The organism is Streptomyces sp. NPDC104371 (assembly GCF_055583785.1).
In genome coordinates this window covers 420096-442016 of record NZ_JBVJNF010000002.1, presented here as the reverse complement: position 1 = coordinate 442016, position 21921 = coordinate 420096, and the positions used below count along the sequence as shown (strand labels likewise).

Here is a 21921-nt window from a genome sequence, read left to right as displayed (position 1 = left end):
CCATGACCTCCCGGGCGCCCGGTCCCCTCGCCGACGTCGTGAGCCCCGCGCTCACGGCGCTGGTGGCGCGCCTGCGGGACGCGGGGATCGTGCCGGGCGTCGAGGAGCTCGCCGACGCGCTGTGGCTGGCCCATTGGCTGCCCGCCACGGCGGAGCGGCCCGACCCGGCAGAGGCACACACACCGGACGGCGGCTCCCAACGGCAGGATGACACCAGCCCGTTGCCTCCGAGCGTGCGGCACCCCCGGCTCCCGGCCGAGCACGCCGAGCCGCAACCACCGGACGCGGCCCGGCTGTTCGCGCCCGAACCAGGGGAGACCGGTACCGCCGTCCCGTTGGCGCCGATAGGCGTCCCGGCCGCGCCCGCCCTCCCCGAACCCCTCGCCCTGCAACGGGGGTTACGCCCCCTCCAGCGCTACCGCGCGCCCGTACGGCCCGTCCCGCGCGTCCTGGACGAGACCGCCACGGCCGAACGGGCCGCCGAGTCCGGGCTCGTGCTGCCCGTCCTGCGCACCGACCGGCGCCGCGAGGCCCGGATGCTGCTCGTGATGGACGTCTCCACCTCCACGGTGGTGTGGCAGCAGGCCCTCGACGAACTGCAACAGGTCTGCGCGCGCGCCGGAGCCTTCCGCGAGGTGCAGGTCCAGTATCTGCACGAGGCGCCGGGCGGCCTGCCCGGCTGCTCCGCCACCCCCGAGCCCACCGGCCCGCTCCACGCTCCGGAGCAGCTCAGCGACCCGACGGGACGGCGTGTCACTCTGGTGCTCAGCGACTGCGCCGGGCCGATGTGGCGTGGCGGCGCCATGCAGCGGCTGCTGCACCGCTGGGCCGCGACGGCACCCGTAGCCGTCGTACAACCGCTGCCGCAACGCATGTGGCTGCGCACCCATCTGCCCGCCCGGCGCGGGCTGTTGCACCGCCGCGAAGGGCCCGCGGGCGCCCTGGAGTTCCGGCCCGAGCGGGGACGTACGGAGCGCGGGGCGCTGCCCGTGCCCGTGCTCGCGCCGCGGCGCGCGTCGGTGGAGGGCTGGGCGCGGCTGGTGTCCGGGGCCACGGGACAGTCCCTGGACGCGGCGGCCGGATGGGTGCGGGCCGACCACGCGCCGTCCGCGGCGCCGGTACGGGCCACGGCGGACCTCAGCGGAGCCGAGCGCGTGCGCGCCTTCTGGCGCCCCGCCTCCTCGGAGGCGCGCCGCCTGGCCGTGTATCTGACCGCGGTGCCGCTCCATCTGCCCGTGATGCAACTGGTCCAGCACGCGATGCTCGCCCGCAGCGGACCCGATGTGCTCTCCGAGGTGCTGCTCAGCGGCCTCGTCCGACGCCGCGAGGACACCGGCCGACCCGACGGCGTGCGCTACGAGTTCCTGCCCGGGGTCGCCACGGAGCTGCGCACGCGGCTGACCGTCGAGGACGCCGAGCTGCTGTTCAAGCACTGCTCCGAGTACGTGGGACGGAAGTTCGGCCGCAGTGTGCGCAACTTCCCCGCGCTGGCAGGGGCGTTCCTGCACGGCGCGGTGCCCCCCGAGCAGCTTCTGCCGCCCACGGGCGGACCGGGCGAGGACGAGCCGGTCGGCCTGCGGGCGTTCGCCGAGGTGTCGGCGGAGGTGCTGCGGGACCTCGGCGCCCGTATGCCGGTGGTGCCGGTCCGCCCCGAACTCAACGACAGGGAACTGCTGGAGAAGGGCCGCGCGGCGCTCGCGCGGTTCGCGCGGGAGGGCCTCACCCGCGAACTCGACGCCGCGGTGGAGTACTTGCGACGGGCCACCGGGATCGCCCGGACGCAAGCGGGCCAGGGGGCCGCCCACGAAGCCCTGGCCCAGGGGCTGTTGGCCCGCTGGCAGGTACGGGGCGTGGGGGAGGACCTTCGGGAAGCCTGGGAGTCGCTCGACGGCCGAAGGCCGCTGACCCTCGACGGAAGGCTCGTACGGGGTCTGGTCTGCTGGGCTCAGGCGCGGAAGGTACGCACCCGGGGCATCGGCTTCCCGGGCATCCCGGACAGCCTGCGCGCGTGGGCGGGCACGATGCCGGGGAGCGCCGAGGACCACGCGTACGCCCTGCTGCTGTGCGTGGCGGACCGGGACCTCACGGCGGTGCTGAGCGACGGGGGGACGCCTGAGCGGCTGTCGGTCGCCGGGGGCACACTGACGGAGGTGCGCCGGGCCCTGGCGGAAGCGGGCCCCGGCACCGGGGAAGACCTCGGCCCCGAGGAGTGGTACGTACTGCATCTGCTCCGGGCGGCCGAAGCCGCGAGCGTGCGGATCGACCTCCACGTCGCGGAGCCCGCCCACCTCGTACGGGGACGCGTCTGGCTCGACCTGGCGCGGCACTACCAGGGGCGGGGGCCGATCGAGGCAGTGGTCCCCGACCCCGGGCGCGCGGCGGACCTGGCCTCGCGTGCCGCGGACGACCTCCTGGTGGCGGCCAACGACGGCAGCGGACTGTCCGCCGCCGAGCACTGCCGGGCCTGGCTGGACCTGGCCTCCGCCGAGGAGATCGCCGACCGGCCGGAGCCCGACCGGCTCGCGCATGTACTGGAACACGCGCTGATCACGGCGGGCGGCGACCCCGAACTGAGGCTCGAGTGCGCGATGCAAGCCGCCCGGATCCACCGCGCCCGGTTCAGGAAGACCAAGGCCCCGGCCGATCTGGACAGCGCGATCGTGGCCTGGACGGACGCCGAATGGCTGCTGAGCGAGGACGATCCCCGGCGGCCCGCCGTGCTGGCCGACTTCGCCGCGGCCCTGATCCGCCGGGCGGGGACACCCGCGCGGCCCCAGGACATCGCCAAGGCCATCGACCTGCTGCGGCGCGCGGTCGACGACTCCCCGCCGGACGATCCGGAGCTGCCACGACGGAGAGGAACCCTGGCGTACGCCCACGTCCTGCGGTACGGAGCACAGCTCGTCCAGTCCGACCTGTACGAAGCCGAGTGGCTGTTCGGCGAGGCCATCCGCGGCTCCGACGACCAGGCGTTCCTGGCCAAGGCGTGGATGAGCCGGGGAGCGGCGCTCGTCCTGCTGGCCGCGCACGCGGACGCGCGACCGCGCCAGAACGAGGCGCTCGACTGCTTCTCCCGGGCCGCCGTCCACGCCCGCGCGGCCGGGGACGACGAACTGCTCTCCGACGCCCATGAGGCGCGAGGCCGCGTCCGGGAGCAACTGGGCCAGCCCGAAGCCGCGTTGACCGAATTCCGCACCGCACTCGACCTCACCGGGAACCCCGACACCATCGACGCCCTCCGCACCCACATCTCCCGCCTGGCTCCGGAAGCGCCCGACGAGTGACCACTCCCGACAACACCCCCAGACCCCTCCCGGAGATCACCCCGCCAGAGCACACCGATCACCCGGTGCTGGCCGCGGTCCTCGCCGAAGTCCGCGCCCGGGACGGGGAGTCCACCGTCGTCGCGCACTACGAAGACGCGCCGTGACCGCCCACCCGCACCCGCGCTGGCCGCACGCCCTCCTCGACGCCGGGGCCCACCGGCCCACCCCCTTCCGGCAGTTCGTGCTCAAGCTGCACAGCCGCTGCAATCTCGACTGCGCCTACTGCTACCTCTACCAGGGCCAGGACCACGGCTGGCGCGATCGCCCGCACCGCGCCGACCGCCGTACGATGCACCGCACCGCCGCCCGCGTCGCCGAGCACGTACGCACCCACGGCCTCGACCGCATCCGGATCGAACTCCACGGCGGCGAGCCCCTGCTCGCCGGTCCCGCGCCCGTCCTCGCCTACGCCCGCGCCGTCCGCGAGGCCGTCCCCGCGCACTGCGCGGTCACCGCCACCGTGCAGACCAACGGCACCCGTCTCACCGACGCCGTCCTCGACCGGCTCGCGCGGGCCGGTATCCGGGTCGGGCTCAGCCTCGACGGGGGACGCGCCGCCCACAACGCCCGCCGCGTCGACCACGCCGGGCGCCCCGCCTGGTCCGCCGCGCGGGCCGCCGCCGTCCGGCTCGCGGCGCGCCCGGCCACGTACGCCGGAGTCCTGTGCACCATCGACGCGGACACCGATCCCCTGGACGTCTACCGCTCCCTGCGCGCACTGGACCCGCCCGGTGTGGACTTCCTGCTCCCGCACGCCAACTGGGCCCATCCGCCGCCGGGTTCGAGCCCCGGCAGCCCCGGACGGCACCGGCCGCGGCCCACCCCGTACGGCGACTGGCTGGCCGCCGTCTTCGACGCCTGGTGGGACGAGCGGCGGCCTCCGACGCGGGTGCGGCTCTTCCAGGAGATCGCCGCGCTGCTGCTCGGCGCGCCCAGTTCGGCCGAGGCGGTGGGGCTCTCGCCGATGGCCGCCGTCGTGATCGAGACGGACGGCGCGATCGAGCAGGTCGACTCGCTGCGGTCGGCCTATCCGGGCGCGGCGGAGACCGGACTCGACGTCTTCCGGCACACCTTCGACGCCGCGCTGCGCCATCCCGGCATCGCCGCACGGCAGTTGGGCGAGGGCGCGCTCGCGAAGGAGTGCCTGGACTGCCCGGTGGGGAAGGTGTGCGGAGGCGGCAACTACGTCCACCGGTACGCATCCGGCACCGGCTTCCACCACCCCAGCGTCTACTGCGCCGACCTGGAACGACTCATACGGCACATCGCGCACCGGCTGGAACACACCGCCCGTACGACGGGCCGAAGCGGAAGCTCATGACAACTCACCTGTGGCACAACTGCCTTGACGCACAATTGACGGACGTGTGGACAGTCGTGACCGGGTTCAATTGAGGGGACGGCGAGATGACGGCGGAGCTGGAACACGTCACGGTGGTCTTCGCCGGGCAGAGTGAGTCCTGGGCCCGGTGGATCGACCACCAGATCCAGGCCGCGGGCCGGGCCACGACGCTCATCAGATGGAACCCGCTGCGCCGACCACCGACCGTGGAGGCGCTCGCCGACCTGCTGAGCGCGCCGGGGCGGGTCCTGCTCCTGCTCGACGACTGGTACGAGCGGCTCGGCCGCGAGCGGTTCACGGCGTGGGCGGACGTCCTGCGACAGGGACTTCCGGCCTACCGCGACCGGCTCGCCGCCGTGAGCGTCACCGCCCGGCCCATGCCCGAGGAGGTCATCGCCCTCGCACCGGTCGAACTGCGCGGCCTGCGCCCGGAAGTGGCGCGCAGCCGGGTCCTGGAGTGCGCGGGCGTCCCGGCCCCCGGCATCCTGGTCGACCTGCGCCGCGGCCCCCGCTTCCCGGACGACCCGCCGGAGGTGTGGCAGGCCCCGCGCCGCAACCGCCGCTTCATCGGGCGGACCGAACTGCTGGAGAAGATGTACGGAGCCTTCTCCGCGGGCCGTACCGAGGGCGCCGCCGTGGTGCTGCTCGGTCCGGGCGGCTTCGGCAAGACACAGCTCGCGCTGGAGTACGTCCACCGGTTCGCCGGTGAGTACGACATCGTGTGGTGGGTCAACGCCGCCCAACGGGTCACCGCACGCGAGCAGTTCGCCGAACTCGCGTCACGGCTGGGGCTGCCGGACGCCGCGGACCTCGCGGCCACCATCAAGGCCGTACGACGGGAGTTGGACCGCACGATCCGGCCCTGGCTGATGGTCCTGGACGGGGCCGAGGACCCCGACCGGGTGCTCGATCTCCTCCCGGAGGGGCGCGGGCACGTCCTGATCACCACGTACCGCACCGACTGGGGCGCCCACGCCGAGACCGTCACCATCCCGGTGTTCGAGCGCCAGGAGAGCGTCGCGTTCGTCGGGCGTCGCACCGCGCGCCTGAGCGACGAGCAGGCCGAGCGGCTCGCCGAGGCCGTCGAGGACATGCCGCTGCTGCTCGACCAGACGGCCACCTGGCTGGACCTGAACCCCGCGGTGCCCGTGGACGCGTATCTCCGGGACATCCGGGACGGGCGGCCCGACCGGTTCGGGGTCATGGCCTCCGGCCAGTACCCGCAGAGCTTCGAGGTCGCCTGGGCCAAGCTCGTCAACAGCCTGCGCGAAGGGGCCGAATCAGCCTGGCAGTTGCTCAACCTGCTGGTCTGCTTCTCCCCGGACGTCGTCCCCGTACGGCTGCTCCAGACGGCCCGGCACGGCGATCTGCCGCCCGAGCTGGCCGAGTTGGTCGCCGAGCCCAGCAGTTGGAACACCGCCCTGCGCAAGCTGTCCGAGATCACCTCCATGCGCATCGAGTACGAGCAGAACCCGCGGATGGACACGCAGACCGTCGGCACGCTGCGCATGCACCGCCTCTTCCACCGGTTCGTGCGCTCCATCCAGTCACCCGACGACGCCGCGCGCTACTCGGCCGCCGCCCGCAGGGTCCTGGTCTCCGCCGACCCGCGCGACCCCGCCTCGACCGCCAACGGGGCCCGGTACGCGGCCCTCATCCCGCATCTGGAACCGTCCCGGGCCCTGGAGTCGCCCGACGACGACGTCCGTGAACTCGTCCTCAACTGCATCGAATACCTGCGGATGCGGGGCGAGTACCACGACGGCTGGTGGCTGAGCCGCATGGCCGTGGAGAACTGGGGCGCCACCGCCGCGCCCACCGACCGCAACGTCCTCGTCGCGGTCCACCAACTCGCCAACATGCTCCGCAGACTGGGGAAGTACGCGGAGGCCGAGAGCGTCGGCCGCGACATCCTCCAGCGGCTGGAGGTCGCCGGGAACACCCGCCCCATCGAGCTGATCCGCGCCAAGGACGGCCTCGGCGGCACGCTCATGGCGCTCGCCCGGTACGACGAGGCGGGCGCTCTGTTCGAGGAGGCCGCCTCGATCGCCGCCGCCGAACTCGGCGACGAGCATGTGCCGCGCACCCTCGCGCTCCGCAGCAACCTCGCGGTCGCCCTCGGCCTCCAGGGTCACTACGCCGACTCGCTCTCCCTGCATCTGAAGGTCTTCGAGGCCCGCGTGGAGGTCCTCGGCGGGAAGCACCCGCTCACCCTCAACTCCGCGCTGGGCACGGCCTGGATGCTGCGGCTGCTCGGCGACTACCGCGAGGCGCTGGCCATCCAGGGCCACAACTCCCGAGCCCACAGCCAGGCGTTGGGCCGCCACCACAGCCAGACCCTGCTCGCCGAGCACAACCTCGCCCTGTGCGCCCGCCGCGTCGGCGACCTCCAGTTCGCGGAGGCCATGATGGGCGCGGCCCGGCGCAGGCTGCTGGGCCGCCGCGGCCCCCAGCACCCCGAGTCCCTGATGGTCACCTGCGACTACGCGATGCTGCTGCGCGACCTCGGCCGTATCGAAGAGGCCCGGGAACTGGCCGAGTTCAGCGCGGGACAGTACGCGGCCCAGCTCGGCGACCACCATCCGTACGCGATCGGGGCGCGGGACAACGTCGCCGTCCTGCTGCGCGAGGCGGGCGAGGACCGGGAGGCGCTCGAACTGTCCCGCGGTGTCCGCGCCCAGATGGAGGAGGCGGTGGGCGCCGACCATCCCTGGACCATCGGCTGCGCCAAGAACCAGGTCGCCGCGCTCGCCGCCGACGGCGACACCGAGGCCGCGGCCGCCCTGGGCCGCGAGAGCGCCGAGCGGGCCGCGCGCACCCTGAGCGACGCCCATATCCTCACCATCAGCCTGCGGGCCGGACTCGCGGTCGACCTGGCCGGGCTGGGGGAGCACGAGGAGGCCGAGGCGCTGCGCCGGGACGCGGCCACCCGGCTCACCGGGCTCCTCGGCGCCGATCATCCGCACATCCGCCGCATCCTCGAACGCCACCGCCCGCACTGGGACTTCGAGCCTCAGCCGATCTGACCGGCGACAGGCACCGGACATGCCGAAGGGCCCGGCCCCGGGAAGAACTCCCGGGGCCGGGCCCTGTCGTCAGCCGTGCTCAGCCGCTCAGGCCTCGAACACCTCGCGCATGAGCTGCTCCTGCTCCGCCTGGTGCCGCTTCGCGGAACCGACGGCCGGGGAGGAGCCGTGCGGACGGGAGATACGGCGCAGCCGCTCGCCCGCCGGGATGTCGGCGCCGACCGCCAGGTCCAGGTGGTCGATGAGGTTCAGGGCGATGAACGGCCACGCGCCCTGGTTCGCCGGCTCTTCCTGGGCCCACAGGTACTTCTCGGCGTTCGGGTACTTGGCGATCTCCGCCTGGAGCTCGGCACCCGGCAGCGGGTACAGGCGCTCGAGCCGGATGATCGCCGTGTCCGTCACCCCGCGCTTGCGGCGCTCGGCGTCGAGGTCGTAGTAGACCTTGCCCGCCGTGAAGACGACCTTGCGGACGGCGGCCGGGTCCACCGAGGCGTCCCCGATGACCGGACGGAACTGGCCCGTGGTGAACTCCTCCGCCTTGGACGCGGCGGCCTTGAGGCGCAGCATCGACTTCGGCGTGAAGACCACCAGCGGCTTGTGGTGCGGGTTGTGCGACTGCCACCGCAGGAGGTGGAAGTAGTTCGACGGGAGCGTGGGCATGGCCACCGTCATGTTGTTCTGGGCGCAGAGCTGGAGGAACCGCTCTGGGCGGGCCGAGGAGTGGTCCGGGCCCTGGCCCTCGTAGCCGTGCGGGAGCAGAAGCGTGACGCCGGACGTCTGGCCCCACTTCTGCTCGGCCGAGGAGATGAACTCGTCCACGACGGTCTGCGCGCCGTTGACGAAGTCACCGAACTGCGCCTCCCACATCACGAGCGCGTTCGGTCGGGCCAGCGAGTAGCCGTACTCGAAGCCCATCGCCGCGTACTCGGACAGCAGCGAGTTGTAGACGTTCAGCCGCGCCTGGTCCTCGGCCAGGTACTGCAGCGGCGTGTACTCCTCGCCGGACTCGCGGTCGATGATCACCGCGTGGCGCTGGCCGAAGGTGCCGCGCTGGGAGTCCTGGCCGGACAGCCGGACCGGGACGCCCTCGAGCAGCAGCGAGCCGATGGCGAGGGTCTCGCCCATGCCCCAGTCGATCGTGCCGTCCTCGACCATCACCGCACGGCGCTGGAGCTGCGGCAGCAGGCGCGGGTGGACGGTGATGTGGTCGGGGATGTTGACCTGGGACTCGGCGATCCGCTTGACGACCTCGGCGGACACGGCCGTGTCGACCGCCACCGGGAAGCCGTCCAGCGGGCCGGGCGCGGCGGCCTCGGCGGGCTGCGAGGTGGCCTCGCGGACCTCCGTGAAGACCTTCTCGAGCTGGCCCTGGTAGTCCTGGAGGGCCTGCTCGGCCTCTTCCAGGGTGATGTCGCCCCGGCCGATCAGAGACTCGGTGTACAGCTTGCGCACCGAGCGCTTCTTGTCGATCAGGTCGTACATCAGCGGCTGCGTGAAGGCCGGGTTGTCCGACTCGTTGTGACCGCGGCGGCGGTAGCAGATGAGGTCGATCACCACGTCCTTGTTGAACGCCTGGCGGAACTCGAAGGCCAGGCGCGCGACGCGCACGACCGCCTCCGGGTCGTCGCCGTTCACGTGGAAGATCGGGGCCTCGATCATGCGGGCCACGTCCGTGGCGTACATCGAGGAGCGGGAGGACTCCGGGGCCGCCGTGAAGCCGACCTGGTTGTTGATGACGATGTGGACCGTGCCGCCCGTGCGGTAGCCGCGGAGCTGCGACATGTTCAGGGTCTCGGCCACCACGCCCTGGCCCGCGAAGGCCGCGTCGCCGTGGATCGCCACCGGCATGACCGTGAAGTCCGTGCCGCCCTTGTTGATGATGTCCTGCTTGGCGCGGGAGACACCCTCGAGGACCGGGTCCACCGCCTCCAGGTGCGAGGGGTTCGCGACCAGGGAGACCTTGATCTGCTCGCCGTCCAGGCCCGTGAAGGTGCCGTCGGCGCCCAGGTGGTACTTCACGTCGCCGGAGCCGTGCATCGACTTCGGGTCGAGGTTGCCCTCGAACTCACGGAAGATCTGCGCGTACGACTTGCCGACGATGTTGGCGAGGACGTTGAGCCGGCCGCGGTGGGCCATGCCGATGACGACCTCGTCCAGCCGCGACTCGGCAGCGCTGTCGATCACCGCGTCGAGCAGCGGGATGACGGACTCGCCGCCCTCCAGGGAGAAGCGCTTCTGGCCGACGTACTTGGTCTGCAGGAACGTCTCGAAGGCCTCCGCCGCGTTCAGACGGCGCAGGATGCGCAACTGCTCCTCGCGCTCCGGCTTGGAGTGCGGGCGCTCCACCCGGTCCTGGATCCACTTGCGCTGCTTGGGGTCCTGGATGTGCATGTACTCGATGCCGGTGGTGCGGCAGTACGAGTCGCGCAGCACACCGAGGATGTCGCGCAGCTTCATCATCGACTTGCCGGCGAAGCCGCCGACGGCGAACTCGCGCTCCAGGTCCCACAGGGTGAGGCCGTGCTCGGTGATGTCCAGGTCGGGGTGCTTGCGCTGCTGGTACTCCAGCGGGTCGGTGTCGGCCATGACATGGCCGCGGACCCGGTAGGAGTGGATCAGCTCGAAGACCCGCGCGGCCTTGGTGACGTCGTCGTCGTGCGAGGCGTCGATGTCCTTGAGCCAGCGGACCGGCTCGTAGGGGATGCGCAGGGCCTTGAAGATCTCGTCGTAGAAGCCCTTCTCACCGAGGAGGAGGTTCGCGACGACGCGCAGGAACTCGCCGGAGGCGGCGCCCTGGATCACCCGGTGGTCGTAGGTCGACGTGAGCGTCATGACCTTCGAGATGCCGAGCTTGTTCAGGGTGTCCTGGGAGGTGCCCTGGAACTCCGCCGGGTAGTCCATGGAGCCGACGCCCATGATCACCGACTGGCCGGGCATCAGGCGCGGCACGGAGTGGACGGTGCCGAGGCCGCCGGGGTTGGTGAGGGAGACCGTCACGCCGGTGAAGTCGTCCATCGTCAGCTTGCCGTCGCGGGCGCGGCGGACGATGTCCTCGTAGGCCTGCCAGAACTCGAAGAAGTTCAGGGTCTCGGCCTTCTTGATCGCCGCGACGACGAGCTGCCGGTCACCGTTCGGCTTCACCAGGTCGATGGCGAGGCCGAAGTTGATGTGCTCCGGCTTGACCAGGGTCGGCTTGCCGTCCTTCTGCGCGAACGACCAGTTCATCGACGGCATGGCCTTGATGGCCTGCACCATCGCGTAGCCGATCAGGTGCGTGAAGGAGATCTTCCCGCCCCGGGCGCGCTTGAGGTGGTTGTTGATGACGATGCGGTTGTCGAAGAGCAGCTTCACCGGGACCGCGCGCACGGACGTGGCCGTGGGCAGCTCCAGGGAGGCGGTCATGTTCTTCGCGACGGCGGCGGCGGGGCCGCGCAGCGTCAGCAGTTCGGGGCCAGCGGGGGCCTCGGCCACGGACTCGTCCTTCTTCGGCTTGGCGGGTGCCGCGGGCTGCGCGGCGACGGGCTTGGCGGGCGCAGGCGCGGCGGGCTGCGGGGCAGCCGGCGCCGGGGCGGCCGGGGCCTGCGGCACTGCGGGGGTCGCAGGGGCGGCGGGGGCCGCCGGGGTGGACGCGGCCGGGGCCGTCGTGGTGGCAGTGCTCGCCGCGGCCGGGGAGGCGGCGGGCGCCCCCGGCTTGTAGTCGGCGAAGAAGTCCCACCAGGCACGGTCTACCGAATTCGGGTCCTGGAGGTACTGCTGATAGATCTCGTCGACGAGCCACTCGTTCGGACCGAACGCGGCTGCCGGGTTCTTCCCGGTTTGGTCGTCGGTCGAGACGCTCGAGTTACTGGGGGACTGTGGCGACACGGCGGCAACCGCCCTCTTCCGCTTCTTCGCAAGGTGATGGACAGCGGGGATTAAGGCTACGCCTCCCTGACCGGGAAGGTCAGGTCGGACCGTGTCATCGTCGTGTATGTCACATCGGAAAGCGCGTTTCGGGGGTGTAAATGGCGGGAAACAAGCGAGGTTCCGGTGTGTGACGGGTACGGCGACGCCGACCCGACGCGAAGAGCGCGCGGGCCGCTGCCTGATCAACAGGGTGTCCGTCCGCGGGGCGGACAAGGATCTTGTTCTTCCCTTTCGAACTTTACGTCAACTTGAGACGGAAGGCTCTCCCGGAAGGGTGACCCTGATCCGGCAGCCGCGCGCGGATTCGGCCACGCCGATCCGGCCACCGTGCAGGTCCACCGCCCAGCGGGCGATCGCGAGGCCGAGGCCCGTACCGCCGTCGCTGCCCGGCCCGTGCGGCCGGCTCACCGCGCCGCGGTTGAAACGCTCGAAGACGCGGTGCCACTCCGACTGCGGGATGCCGGGGCCCTCGTCCACGACCTCCAGCACCAGCGACTCCTTCGCGGGGCCGCTCCGGGCCTTCACCGTGACCCGGCCGTGCGGGGGGCTGTGCTTGACCGCGTTGTCCACCAGATTGGCGACGACCTGGTGCAGCCGCTCGGGGTCCGCGCGCGCCGTCAGCTCCGGCGGCGAGACGTCGAGGCGCAGATGGACGTCCGTGCGCGTGTGACTGCCGGAGCCGGAGGCGAGGCCTGCGCGCGCGGAGGACACCATCTGGGCCTCCTTGAGCACGCCCGAGAGATACGGCCACACCTCGAAGCGGCGCTTGGTCAGCGGGACCACGCCGTTGTCCAGCCGCGAGAGGTCCAGCAGCGTCTCCACCAGGCGCCCGAGGCGCTCCGTCTGCTTCAGCGCCGTGCGCATGGTCTCGGGGTCGGCCTGCGTGACCCCGTCCACGATGTTCTCCAGCACCGCGCGCAGGGCCGCGGTGGGCGTGCGCAGCTCGTGCGAGACGTTGGCCACCAGCTCCTTGCGCTGGCGGTCCTGGGCCTCCAGCTCGTCGGCCATGAGGTTGATCGTGTGGGCCAGATCGCCCAGCTCGTCCCGGCGGTGGTCACGGACCCGGCGCGAGTAGTCGCCGTGCGAGATGGAGCGGGCCACGGCGTTCATCTCGTCCAGCGGCGCGGTCAGCGAGTGCGCCACGAACTGCGTGATCAGCAGCGTCGCGATCATCGAGAACACCGTGATGAAGCGCAGCTCGGTCGCCGTGCGCACCGCGATCAGCAGCAGACCCGTGGTGATCAGCACCGAGATGACGACCAGCGCGCCCAGCTTGGTCTTGACCGAGAAGGGGCGGACACTGCCCCAGGAGTCCTCGGGGCTCTTGCGCCGGTCCGGCCCGCCGCTCATGGCGTCGGTGTCTCCAGCGCGTAGCCGACGCCGTGCACGGTGCGGATGCGCTCCGCGCCGATCTTCCGCCGCAGGGCCTTGATGTGGCTGTCCACGGTGCGGGTGCCGGAGGCGTCCGCCCAGTCCCACACCTCCGCGAGGAGCTGCTCGCGCGAGAGCACGGCGCGCGGGGTGTTGGCCAGGCACACCAGCAGATCGAACTCGGTGGGCGTCAGATGGACGTCCTCGCTGCGCACCCGGACCCGGCGCTGCGCGTGGTCGATCTCCAGCTCGCCGAGGCGCAGCATGCCGCTGCGCGGCGTCGCGGCGGCCAGCGCGGCCCGCTCCATCCGGCGCAGCAGTACATGCACCCGCGCCGCCAACTCCCGCATGGAGAACGGCTTGGTCATGTAGTCGTCGGCGCCGACGCCGAGCCCGACCAGCATGTCCGTCTCGTCGTCGCGCGCGGTGAGCATCAGCACCGGTACCGGGCGCTGTGCCTGGACCCGGCGGCAGACCTCCAGGCCGTCGAAGCCCGGCAGCATGATGTCGAGGATCAGCAGGTCGGGCTGCCAGGCCTCGGCCGTGTCCACCGCCGCCGGGCCGTCCCCCGCCGTTTGCACGAGGAATCCCTCCGCGCGCAGGCGGGCGGCGATGGCGTCGACGATCGTCGGGTCGTCCTCGACCACGAGGACCCGCCGTTGGGCGCCCGGGGTCGCCGTCGTGCCGTTGTGCGAGGTGTGTGTCTGCTCCATCGCCCGCCCCTGAGTGTGCTTTCCGGAATCCGTGGGGTGATCCCATGACTGCGCCTGACGCATGAGTGATCCGCGTCAGGGAAGCAGCGTACGGGGAGTGACCGCGAGTCGGCTATCCAGGTCTGACCGCCAGGTGCACGACGTCGGGAACGCCCCGGGCAACGGGGACCTCTTCGGTACGCACATGCTGGAACCCGGCATTCCGTAGGGTTCCTTCGAATTCCGGAGAGGGCTGCGCGGACCATACCGCGAGGATGCCACCAGGCCTCAACACCCTTGCACAACTCGCCAGTCCGGTCCCCGAGTACAGGCTGTCGTTGTCCTGAGTGACCGTCCAGTCGGGCCCGTTGTCGATGTCGAGGCACAAGGCGTCGTACGTGTCCGACGTCTCATGGAGATGGCGGACGAGATCGGCTTCCAGGATGTCCGTACGGGGGTCGGCGAGGGCCTCGGCGGAGAGCGCGGACAGCGGTCCGTCGAGGTGCCAGTCGACGATGGCGCGCTCGCGTTCGACCACGGTGATCCGGCCCCAGCGCGGGTCGGCGGCGGCGTGTGCGAGCGAGAACCCGACCCCGAGGCCCCCGATCAGCACATGAGGCCGCGGGCGTCCGGCGAGTGCGTCGCGGGCGAGGTCGACGAGCAGCCGCTCCGAGCGGCCGTCGGACGTGTCCATCAGGAAGCAGCCGTTCGCGATGATCTGGAGCAATTCGCCGTGGCGGCGCAGCACGACTTCGCCGTGGGGGCCCTCGCGGCGGTCCAGGATCCGGGGGGCGTCGTAGGTGTGGTCCGGATGAGGCATGGGTCCCATTGTGGTCAAGCGGGGCGCGACGGGACCACCGCAGGGGAAAGGCCCGGGTTCCGCGCGGGAGCCCCGGGCCTTCGCCTTCTGTCGTGGGTCAGCCGTTCGCCAGCGCCTGGACCCGGTCCAGCGCGCCGTTGAACTTGTCGTGGTCACCGACCGTCGGGCCGGACGACGTGTACTGCCACATCGTGTAGTACGACCACCCGGCCGGGAGCGTGCCCGGGTCGGAGGCGTAACGGGCGATCCACAGCGGGTTCTTGGAGGCGAAGCCGCTGTAGTTGCCGGTGCACTGGGTCCACCAGCTCGTGGCCGTGTAGATCACGGCGTCCCGACTGGTGCGCGCCTTGTACGTGTTCAGGAAGTCGGTGATCCAACTGACCATCGCGCTCGCCGACTTGCCGTAGCAGGCGTCGCCGTACGGGTTCCACTCGATGTCGAGCACGCCGGGCAGGGTCTTGCCGTCCTTGGACCAGCCGCCCCCGTGGTCCACGAAGTAGTTGGCCTGGGTGGCGCCGCTGGTGGTGTCCGGGGTCGCGAAGTGGTACGAGCCGCGGATCATCCCGACGTCGTAGGAGCCGTTGTACTGCTGGGTGAAGTAGGGGTTCGTGTAGTACGTCCCCTCGCTGGCCTTGGTGTAGGCCCACTTGACCCCGCTGCCCCACAGGGTCGACCAGGCCACGTTGCCCTGGTAGCCGGAGACGTCGACGCCTTCGGTCTGGGTGGCGTCGGCGCCGCTGGGCCTGCCGTCCTGGCCGTCGTGCGCCAGGACGCCCATCCCCATGGTGGCGGAGCCGCGCGCGGGCGTGTCGGCGGCGTGGGCCGGCAGGGAGAACAGGAGGGAGAACGCTGCGAGCAGGGTGCCGGCCGCGAACAAGCGCGGGCGCCGGACCGATCCGGGTCTGTGCACGGGCATGACGTGCCTCCGAGTCGCTCGGTGGGAGCTCGGTGGAGCTCGGTGGGGGGAATGCTCGGTGCGTCGGCACACCCGCGCCGGACGCGGGGAGAGTCGGGGTCCTCCGCGCTTCCTTGATGGCGTGGGCATGCCACTATCTGCCAAGGAAGCTGACACGTGGAGCGCGGGCTTGAGAAGAGGGGCCGGGGTCTGCCGTTGGTCTAATCCTGCGAAATACTGGCCTAGCTGCGGCAACGGCGATGCCCGGCGGAAACTTTCAGGATCGGGAAACCAGGGCAGGGGTGCTGACGTGCGCGAGGACGGAAACGGCGAGGAGCGTCCGGTGCCCTCCGGCGAGCCGGGCGACGGCAGCGGCGACGGCGCCGGTCACGGCTGCGCTCGCGGCATCGGTCACGGCGCCGCCGACCAGGAATTCCTCTCCCTGGAACGCGAGTTGACGGTGTTCCTGCGCCGGGCGCGGGCCAGCCAGGGCGAGATGGCCCGCGAGGTCCACCCCGATCTGGAGTCGGCCGCGTACGGACTCCTGGTCCGCCTCGACGAGTGCGGCGGGCAGCGCGCGACCGACCTCGCGGCCTATGTCGGCGTCGGCAAGGCGACCATGTCCCGCCAGTTGCGCGCCCTGGAGGAGCTGGGCCTCGTGGCCCGCGAGCCCGACCCGGCGGACGGCCGGGCCTGGCTGGTCCACCTCACCGCGGAGGGCAGCGACCGCGTGGGCAGCGTGCGCGAGGCGCGCCGCGCGCGGTACGTGCGCCAGCTCTCCGACTGGGACCGGCACGAGGTGGCCGAACTGGCGCGCCTGATCCGCCAGTTGAACCTCGTCATGGAGAAGTAGGACAGGCGCTCCGGCCCGCCGCTCAGGGCTCCACGTACACGACCGTCGCGTCGTCGTGCGTCTTGCCCCGCCGCAGATACGTCCGCGCCGCACGGTCGGCCGTCTCCAGCGCGCGGACGCGCGCCACCAGCGCCGCCGCGCCCTCCGCGCGGACGACGCGGACCAGTTCCTCCCAGTCGCCCGCGCGGAACATCTCCGTCCAGCGGGCCGCGCCGTCCGTCAGGGCCACGAGCGAGCGCACCGCGGCGCGCGGCACCTCGCCCGCCACCGCGCGGTCCGCCACGGCCGGGTCCGCGGCGGCCGTGAAGAAGCCGCCCTCCTTGTTGCGCACCGTGGCGTCGACGAGCGCGTCCGTCGCCAGGCTCGCGCGCGGCAGCCGGGCCAGCCGGTCGTCCACGAAGGCCGTGACCGTGCCGTCCGGTGCCTCGCAGAGCAGGGCCGAGTCGGCGAGGACCAGATACTCCACCTCGGTCGCGGACCAGCGGGCGAGGGCCACTGTTGCCTGAGGGGTACGCGGGTGAGAAAGGTCACAGGTGAACGCGTGGGACTCGGCGGTACGGAGGATGGCGTGGGAGAGGATCTCTCGAAGCGTCAGATCCCTGCGGGAACCGGACAGTTCGGTCAGCGCGCCACCGAGGCGCGCACAGAACCAGGGGACGGAGTGCATGCAGCCGTCACCGTCCTCGGGGGGCGTCACCCCGTCCAGGACCACCAGCGCTCCGCCTTGTCCTGAGGCCGGAAGCGCGAGTGCGGCGAAGTCCTCGTCGGGGCGCGCCGGGTCGCCGGGCTCGGAGATGAGTTCCGTACGCATCCGGCCAGTCTGCACGACCTCTTCACCGGCCCATAACGGCCTGCATCGATCGCCGCCACGGCGCGACCGGGCAGGTCAGGTGCCTGATTTGGGACGGAATGATCAATTCCAGGGAAACGTGGCGGCGAATACTGCCAAAGTGTGCCGCCGACGTCCAACCGGCCCGCCGCGCAAGGCCCTGGCATGGGCCAGAGGGACTTGCCCGCCAACTCCCCGCCAGGGTTCACTCCTTCGGGTGGCGGGACAGGGGAAGCGGGATCGCCGCCCACCGGCACTGGGAGGGTCGGAAACCGTCGTACCGGGGAGGCGGCCCAGTTGACGCCCCCTCACCCCGGCCCATGGGTACACGAGTCAGGATGGCGAGCACCGGTGCAGAAGATGCGGCCTCGGCGCGCAGACAGGAAGACGGCTCCCGCGCAGGGCGCCCCGTCGAAGTCCACGGGCAGCGGCCGTACCGCCCATGTCCGCAACCGTCTGATCGTCGCGGTGGCCGTGGTCGCCGCCGCGGTCGCCGGGGCCGGGGCGCCGACCGTCATCGCCGCCTCCGCCCAGCTCAACGACACCCAGAACCTGGTGACGCTCGCCGAGCAGACCCGTGACGCGCTGGTGCTCGCCCACGCGCTGGCCGACGAACGCGACGGGGTCACCTCGTACGTGGCCGCCGGGCGCCCCAAGTCCAAGGCGCCCGCCGAGCAGCAGAGCGCCCGCGTCGACCGGCAGATCGAGGACCTGCGCGCCCGTACGGACCTGCCCGCCGGGCTGCGCAAGGGACTCGGGGACGTGGCCACCGCGCGCAGAGCGGCGCTCGCCGGGAAGAGCACCGCTCTGGAGGCCCATCGCGAGTACTCCTCCGCCATCGCCGAACTCCACGCCGTCGCCGTGGAGTTGGCCGAGCAGATGCCGCCCCGGGCGGGCGCGGGCGCCCACGCCCTCGCCGAACTCGACAACGCAGTCCAGCAGTCGGCCGCCGCCCGCGGACTGCTCCTCGCCGCGCTGAGCGTCCCGCGCGTCACCCAGACCACCTACGACCCGGTCACCGGCCTGCCGACCACCACCGAGAGCGCCTCGGGGGCCGACGCCAAGCGCCGCGACGACCTCACCGCCGCCGCCCAGCAGGCCGCCGTCCGCTCCGACGCGGCGATCGCCGCCTTCCGCGAGACCGCGCCCGCGGCAGCCCGGAACTCCTACGACTCCACGGTCACCGGCCCCGAGGTCACCTCCGCCGAGAAGTACCTCGCGGACCTCACGGACCAGCCCACGCTCTCCGACGCCGAACTCGCCTACAGCACCGAGAAGGTGGGGGCGGCGCTGTCCGCCCGCGTCGACCAGATGCGCGGCGCCGAGACCTCGCTCTACGAGGCCCGCAGCAAGCAGCTCGCGCAGTTGCGCGACGACGACGTCACCGCGCTGGAGATCCGGGTCGCCGCCCTCGGTGTCCTTCTGCTCGTCGCCCTCGGCATCGCCACGGCGATGGCCCGCAGCCTCACCCGCCCGCTCGCCGTCCTGCGCCTCGGCTCGGCCCGCGTGGCCGCCTCCCCGGCCACCGAGGAACCGGTGAAGTTCACCGGCCGCAACGACGAGTTCGCCCAGGTCGTCCGCTCCGTCAACGCCCTGCACGCGCACGCCGTCGCGCTCCAGGAGCGGCTGTCCACCCTGGAGTCCGACCGCAAGCACCTCGTCGGCCAGCGCCAGACCATGGCCGACGAGCGCGAGAAGCTGCGCACCGAACTGGCCGACGCCTCCGCCAACCTGGGCCAGGTCCAGCACAGCATCCACGCCACCTTCGTCAACCTCGCCCTGCGCACCGTGGGCCTGGTCGACCGCCAACTGGCCCTCATCGAGGGCCTGGAGGAGCGGGAGCAGGACCCCGAGCGACTCTCCACGCTCTTCCGGCTCGACCACTTCGCCACGGTCATGCGCCGCCACAGCGAGAACCTCCTCGTCCTGGCCGGTGCCGAGCATGTGCAGCAGCACGCGGGGCCCGTACCGCTCGTCGACGTCGTGCGCGCCGCGGTCAGCGAGATCGAGCGGTACGAGCGCGTGCGCGTCGGCGCGCTGCCGCCGCACGCGCAGGTGGTGGGCTTCGCCGCCGACGACCTCTCGCATCTGCTGGCCGAACTCCTGGAGAACGCCACGTCGTTCTCGCCGCCGGAGTCCGCCGTCGAGATCTCCGGCTGGCTCAGGGAGAACGGCGAGCTGATGCTCTCCGTCCACGACGAGGGCATCGGCATGTCCGGGAAGCGGATGAGCCGGCTCAACGCCCGCCTCGCCGACTTCGACCCGAGCGCGCCCTACGACGAGGACGGCGGCGAGGGCCTCGGGCTCGGCCTGTACGTGGTCGCCCGCCTCGCCCACCGGCACGGCATCCGCGTCCAGTTGCGCAAGCAGAAGGAGGGCGGTGTCGCGGCGGTCGTCACCCTGACGAAGTCGCTCCTCGCCGCCGCCCCCAAGTCGGCGGCCCCGGCCGGGGGTTCGCTGTCCCTGCCCGGCGCCGACGCCGAGGTCAACTCGAACGTCCTCAAGGCCCGTACCCGGATCACCATCCAGGAACCGCGCGGCGACGAGGACCCGTTGATCGCGGCGGCGGAACAGGCGCTGCGGGAGCACGCCGCCACCGCGGAGTCCGAGGACGCCACCGAGGCGCCGGAGACCGGCACCGAGGCGCTCGAGGACGCGCCCGCGACGGCGAAGGCCGCCGAGGAGGCTCCCGCGGAGCCCGAGGTGTCCCCCGAGACCACCATGGAGCTCTTCGCCCCGGTCCTGGACGCGGACCCCGCGCCCACCACCGAGGACAAGGACCCCGAGGACCGGCACTCCGCCGCACACGCGGACGCGGACCACGCTCCCCTGACCGAGGACGAGGCCCCCGCCGCCCGTATCCCCGCCCAGAGCACCACCGACCCCGACCCGTACGCGATCGGCCCCGACACGCACGAACGCACCCCCGACGAGAGCGCGTCGCGGCCCACCGCACCGGAGCTTCACCCCGAGGAGCCCCCGACCTCCCAGCAGCCCGAGACCCCCCGGCGCACCGCCAAGGGTCTCCCCAAGCGCACCCCCAGGATCTCCGCGCCCCCGCAGACCCCCCGGCCCCGTGCCGGTGGCGTGGACGCCGAGGCACTGCGCCGCAGGCTCGGCGGGTTCCACCGGGGCGCCACGGAGGGCTACCGCCACGTCGAGGCGGAGAACGCCGAGAGGACGGGGGAGACGGAGGCGGTCCCGCCCCGGTCCACGCCCCCACCGTCCACCGCCGTACCAGGGACCCCAGCAGACGCAGAAGCATCGGGGGGCACCGTCGAGGAGGCAAGCAGTTGACCGCGCCCAGTACCTATGGACTGAGCAGTGAGGCACGCAACCTGCACTGGCTGCTGACCAACCTCGTCGAGGAGGTGCCGGGACTGCTGTCGGTCGCGGTGGTCTCCTCCGACGGCCTGCTCCTGCTGTCGTCCGACCCCGGCCGCAACGCCGAGGCCCGCTCCGGCCAGCGCGGACCGCGCGGCCCCAAGGGGTCCTCGGCCGACCTCGCCACCATCGTCTCCGGCATCGGCAGCCTCACCGTCGGCGCCGCGAAGCTGATGGAGTTCGGCGGGATCAAGCACACGATGGTCGCGATGGACGAGGGCAGCCTGTTCGTCATGTCCATCAGCGACGGCTCACTGCTGGGCGTGCACGGCTCCGCGGACTGCGACATGAGCGTGGTGGCGTACCACATGGCGCTCTTCGTCGGCCGCGCCGGGCACGTCCTGACCCCCGAACTGCGCAGCGAGCTACGGCGGTCCCTGGAGACAGAGACAGAGGCAGCGGGGAGCGCGCGATGAGCGGAACGCCGAAGAAGCTCCCGGTGCGCGGCAGTGACCGCAAACCGGCACGGGTGCGCCCCTACTCCCTCACCGGGGGGCGCACCCGCTTCGGCCATGTCCTCCTCGTCGAGACCTTCGTGGCGGCCCTTGAGGCCCCGGAGGAACGCCTCGAACTGACGAACCGCCCGTCCGGCGCCCGGGTCATGCCCGAGGCGCAGGCCATTGTCGAACTCTGCCGCCGTATGCGCACGGTGGCGGAGATCGCCGGACTGCTGCGTATGCCGCTCGGGGTGGTCCGTGTCCTCCTGAGCGACCTCGCGGACCAAGGAAAGATCCGTGTGTACGGAACCGGGCACGGCCCCGGACAGCCGGACCGCGCTCTGCTGGAAAGGGTGCTGAGTGGACTCCGTCGTCTCTGACGTCTCCCGGGACGTCTCCCCGCTTGCCGTCGACCGGGAACAGCAGGAGGACCTGCGGGCCTGGGAGACGGACCGCACCCGGCCCCCGATCGCGACGAAGATCGTCGTGGCCGGCGGCTTCGGTGTCGGCAAGACCACCCTGGTGACCGCCGTCTCGGAGATCAAGCCTCTCCAGACGGAGGCGATGATGACCGCGGCCAGCGAGGGCACCGACGACCTCAGCGAGACGCCGGACAAGCTCACCACGACCGTGGCCATGGACTTCGGCCGCATCACGCTCGACAACGACCTGGTGCTCTATCTGTTCGGCACGCCGGGCCAGCAGCGGTTCTGGTTCATGTGGGACGACCTGGTCCGCGGCGCGATCGGCGCGATCGTCCTGGCCGACACCCGACGCCTCGAGGACTGCTTCCCGGCGCTCGACTACTTCGAGAGCAGCGGGATGCCGTACGTCGTCGCGGTCAACCACTTCGACGGCACCGAGCGGTTCGAGCCCGACGACGTGCGCGACGCGCTCACGATATCCGAGGACATACCTGTCATGATCATGGACGCGCGCCGCCGGATGTCGGCGGTCGAGACACTGCTGGCCCTCGTCGGCCACGCGCTCGACGTCACCCCCGAGTGAGGGGGTCGCGTACGGGCGTCGCGGTGTCCGCG

Annotated in this window: 15 protein-coding genes; 9 read left to right on the top strand and 6 right to left on the bottom strand. The window is 72.1% G+C overall.

The features are described 5' to 3' along the window. Positions 1-2: 2 nt before the first annotated feature. The 4 genes from ACZ60T_RS07815 (at position 3) to fxsT (ending at position 7694) form a co-directional block, all read left to right on the top strand. Positions 3-3284 carry an SAV_2336 N-terminal domain-related protein gene (locus tag ACZ60T_RS07815; protein ID WP_469665217.1) on the top strand — a complete coding sequence of 1094 codons (3282 nt, stop codon included), beginning with the start codon at positions 3-5 and terminating at the stop codon, positions 3282-3284. Next, positions 3281-3430, top strand: coding sequence for a hypothetical protein (locus ACZ60T_RS07810; RefSeq protein ID WP_365622252.1), 150 nt, complete (start codon positions 3281-3283; stop codon positions 3428-3430). The genes ACZ60T_RS07815 and ACZ60T_RS07810 overlap by 4 nt, the downstream gene beginning before the upstream one ends. Next, a complete protein-coding gene (locus tag ACZ60T_RS07805; RefSeq protein ID WP_469665216.1) occupies positions 3427-4647 on the top strand; it encodes an FxsB family cyclophane-forming radical SAM/SPASM peptide maturase in 1221 nt (406 codons plus the stop codon). The genes ACZ60T_RS07810 and ACZ60T_RS07805 overlap by 4 nt, the downstream gene beginning before the upstream one ends. Before the next feature lie 86 nt (positions 4648-4733). Continuing rightward, positions 4734-7694, top strand: a complete 2961-nt coding sequence (gene fxsT / locus ACZ60T_RS07800; protein WP_469665215.1) for an FxSxx-COOH system tetratricopeptide repeat protein — start codon at positions 4734-4736, stop codon at positions 7692-7694. A gap of 87 nt (positions 7695-7781) precedes the next feature. Here the strand turns inward: fxsT and ACZ60T_RS07795 are convergent, their stop codons facing one another. The 5 genes from ACZ60T_RS07795 to ACZ60T_RS07775 form a co-directional block, all read right to left on the bottom strand. Beyond that, positions 7782-11558 (bottom strand): multifunctional oxoglutarate decarboxylase/oxoglutarate dehydrogenase thiamine pyrophosphate-binding subunit/dihydrolipoyllysine-residue succinyltransferase subunit, encoded by a 3777-nt coding sequence (locus ACZ60T_RS07795; protein ID WP_469665214.1) that lies wholly within the window; start codon positions 11556-11558, stop codon positions 7782-7784. Positions 11559-11843: 285 nt separating this feature from the next. Further along, positions 11844-12950: a sensor histidine kinase gene (locus ACZ60T_RS07790; RefSeq protein ID WP_365622264.1), complete on the bottom strand. Its 1107-nt coding sequence runs from the start codon at positions 12948-12950 to the stop codon at positions 11844-11846. After that, on the bottom strand, positions 12947-13684 hold the full coding sequence (locus ACZ60T_RS07785) for a response regulator transcription factor (protein ID WP_252422343.1): 738 nt from the start codon (positions 13682-13684) through the stop codon (positions 12947-12949). The genes ACZ60T_RS07790 and ACZ60T_RS07785 overlap by 4 nt, the downstream gene beginning before the upstream one ends. Before the next feature lie 112 nt (positions 13685-13796). After that, on the bottom strand, positions 13797-14483 hold the full coding sequence (locus tag ACZ60T_RS07780; RefSeq protein WP_365622267.1) for a spermidine synthase family protein: 687 nt from the start codon (positions 14481-14483) through the stop codon (positions 13797-13799). Between the two features lie 97 nt (positions 14484-14580). Beyond that, positions 14581-15399 carry a lysozyme gene (locus tag ACZ60T_RS07775; RefSeq protein ID WP_365622270.1) on the bottom strand — a complete coding sequence of 273 codons (819 nt, stop codon included), beginning with the start codon at positions 15397-15399 and terminating at the stop codon, positions 14581-14583. Between the two features lie 385 nt (positions 15400-15784). On the opposite strand from ACZ60T_RS07775, the gene ACZ60T_RS07770 reads away from it, so the two are divergent. Next, positions 15785-16231: a MarR family winged helix-turn-helix transcriptional regulator gene (locus tag ACZ60T_RS07770; RefSeq protein ID WP_365623054.1), complete on the top strand. Its 447-nt coding sequence runs from the start codon at positions 15785-15787 to the stop codon at positions 16229-16231. 22 nt (positions 16232-16253) lie between these two features. Here ACZ60T_RS07770 and ACZ60T_RS07765 read toward each other — a convergent pair whose 3' ends face one another. Next, positions 16254-17042 carry a protein phosphatase 2C domain-containing protein gene (locus ACZ60T_RS07765; RefSeq protein ID WP_469665213.1) on the bottom strand — a complete coding sequence of 263 codons (789 nt, stop codon included), beginning with the start codon at positions 17040-17042 and terminating at the stop codon, positions 16254-16256. A gap of 378 nt (positions 17043-17420) precedes the next feature. Here ACZ60T_RS07765 and ACZ60T_RS07760 point away from each other — a divergent pair, with 378 nt between their 5' ends. The 4 genes from ACZ60T_RS07760 to ACZ60T_RS07745 are packed head-to-tail and all read left to right on the top strand — an operon-like array spanning position 17421 to position 21889. Next, positions 17421-20357 carry a sensor histidine kinase gene (locus ACZ60T_RS07760; RefSeq protein WP_469665553.1) on the top strand — a complete coding sequence of 979 codons (2937 nt, stop codon included), beginning with the start codon at positions 17421-17423 and terminating at the stop codon, positions 20355-20357. After that, positions 20354-20860, top strand: coding sequence for a roadblock/LC7 domain-containing protein (locus tag ACZ60T_RS07755; protein ID WP_365622278.1), 507 nt, complete (start codon positions 20354-20356; stop codon positions 20858-20860). Before ACZ60T_RS07760 ends, ACZ60T_RS07755 begins: the two co-directional genes overlap by 4 nt. Then, positions 20857-21261, top strand: a complete 405-nt coding sequence (locus tag ACZ60T_RS07750; RefSeq protein ID WP_365622281.1) for a DUF742 domain-containing protein — start codon at positions 20857-20859, stop codon at positions 21259-21261. The genes ACZ60T_RS07755 and ACZ60T_RS07750 overlap by 4 nt, the downstream gene beginning before the upstream one ends. After that, positions 21242-21889, top strand: a complete 648-nt coding sequence (locus ACZ60T_RS07745; RefSeq protein ID WP_365622284.1) for a GTP-binding protein — start codon at positions 21242-21244, stop codon at positions 21887-21889. The genes ACZ60T_RS07750 and ACZ60T_RS07745 overlap by 20 nt, the downstream gene beginning before the upstream one ends. Positions 21890-21921: the final 32 nt, after the last annotated feature.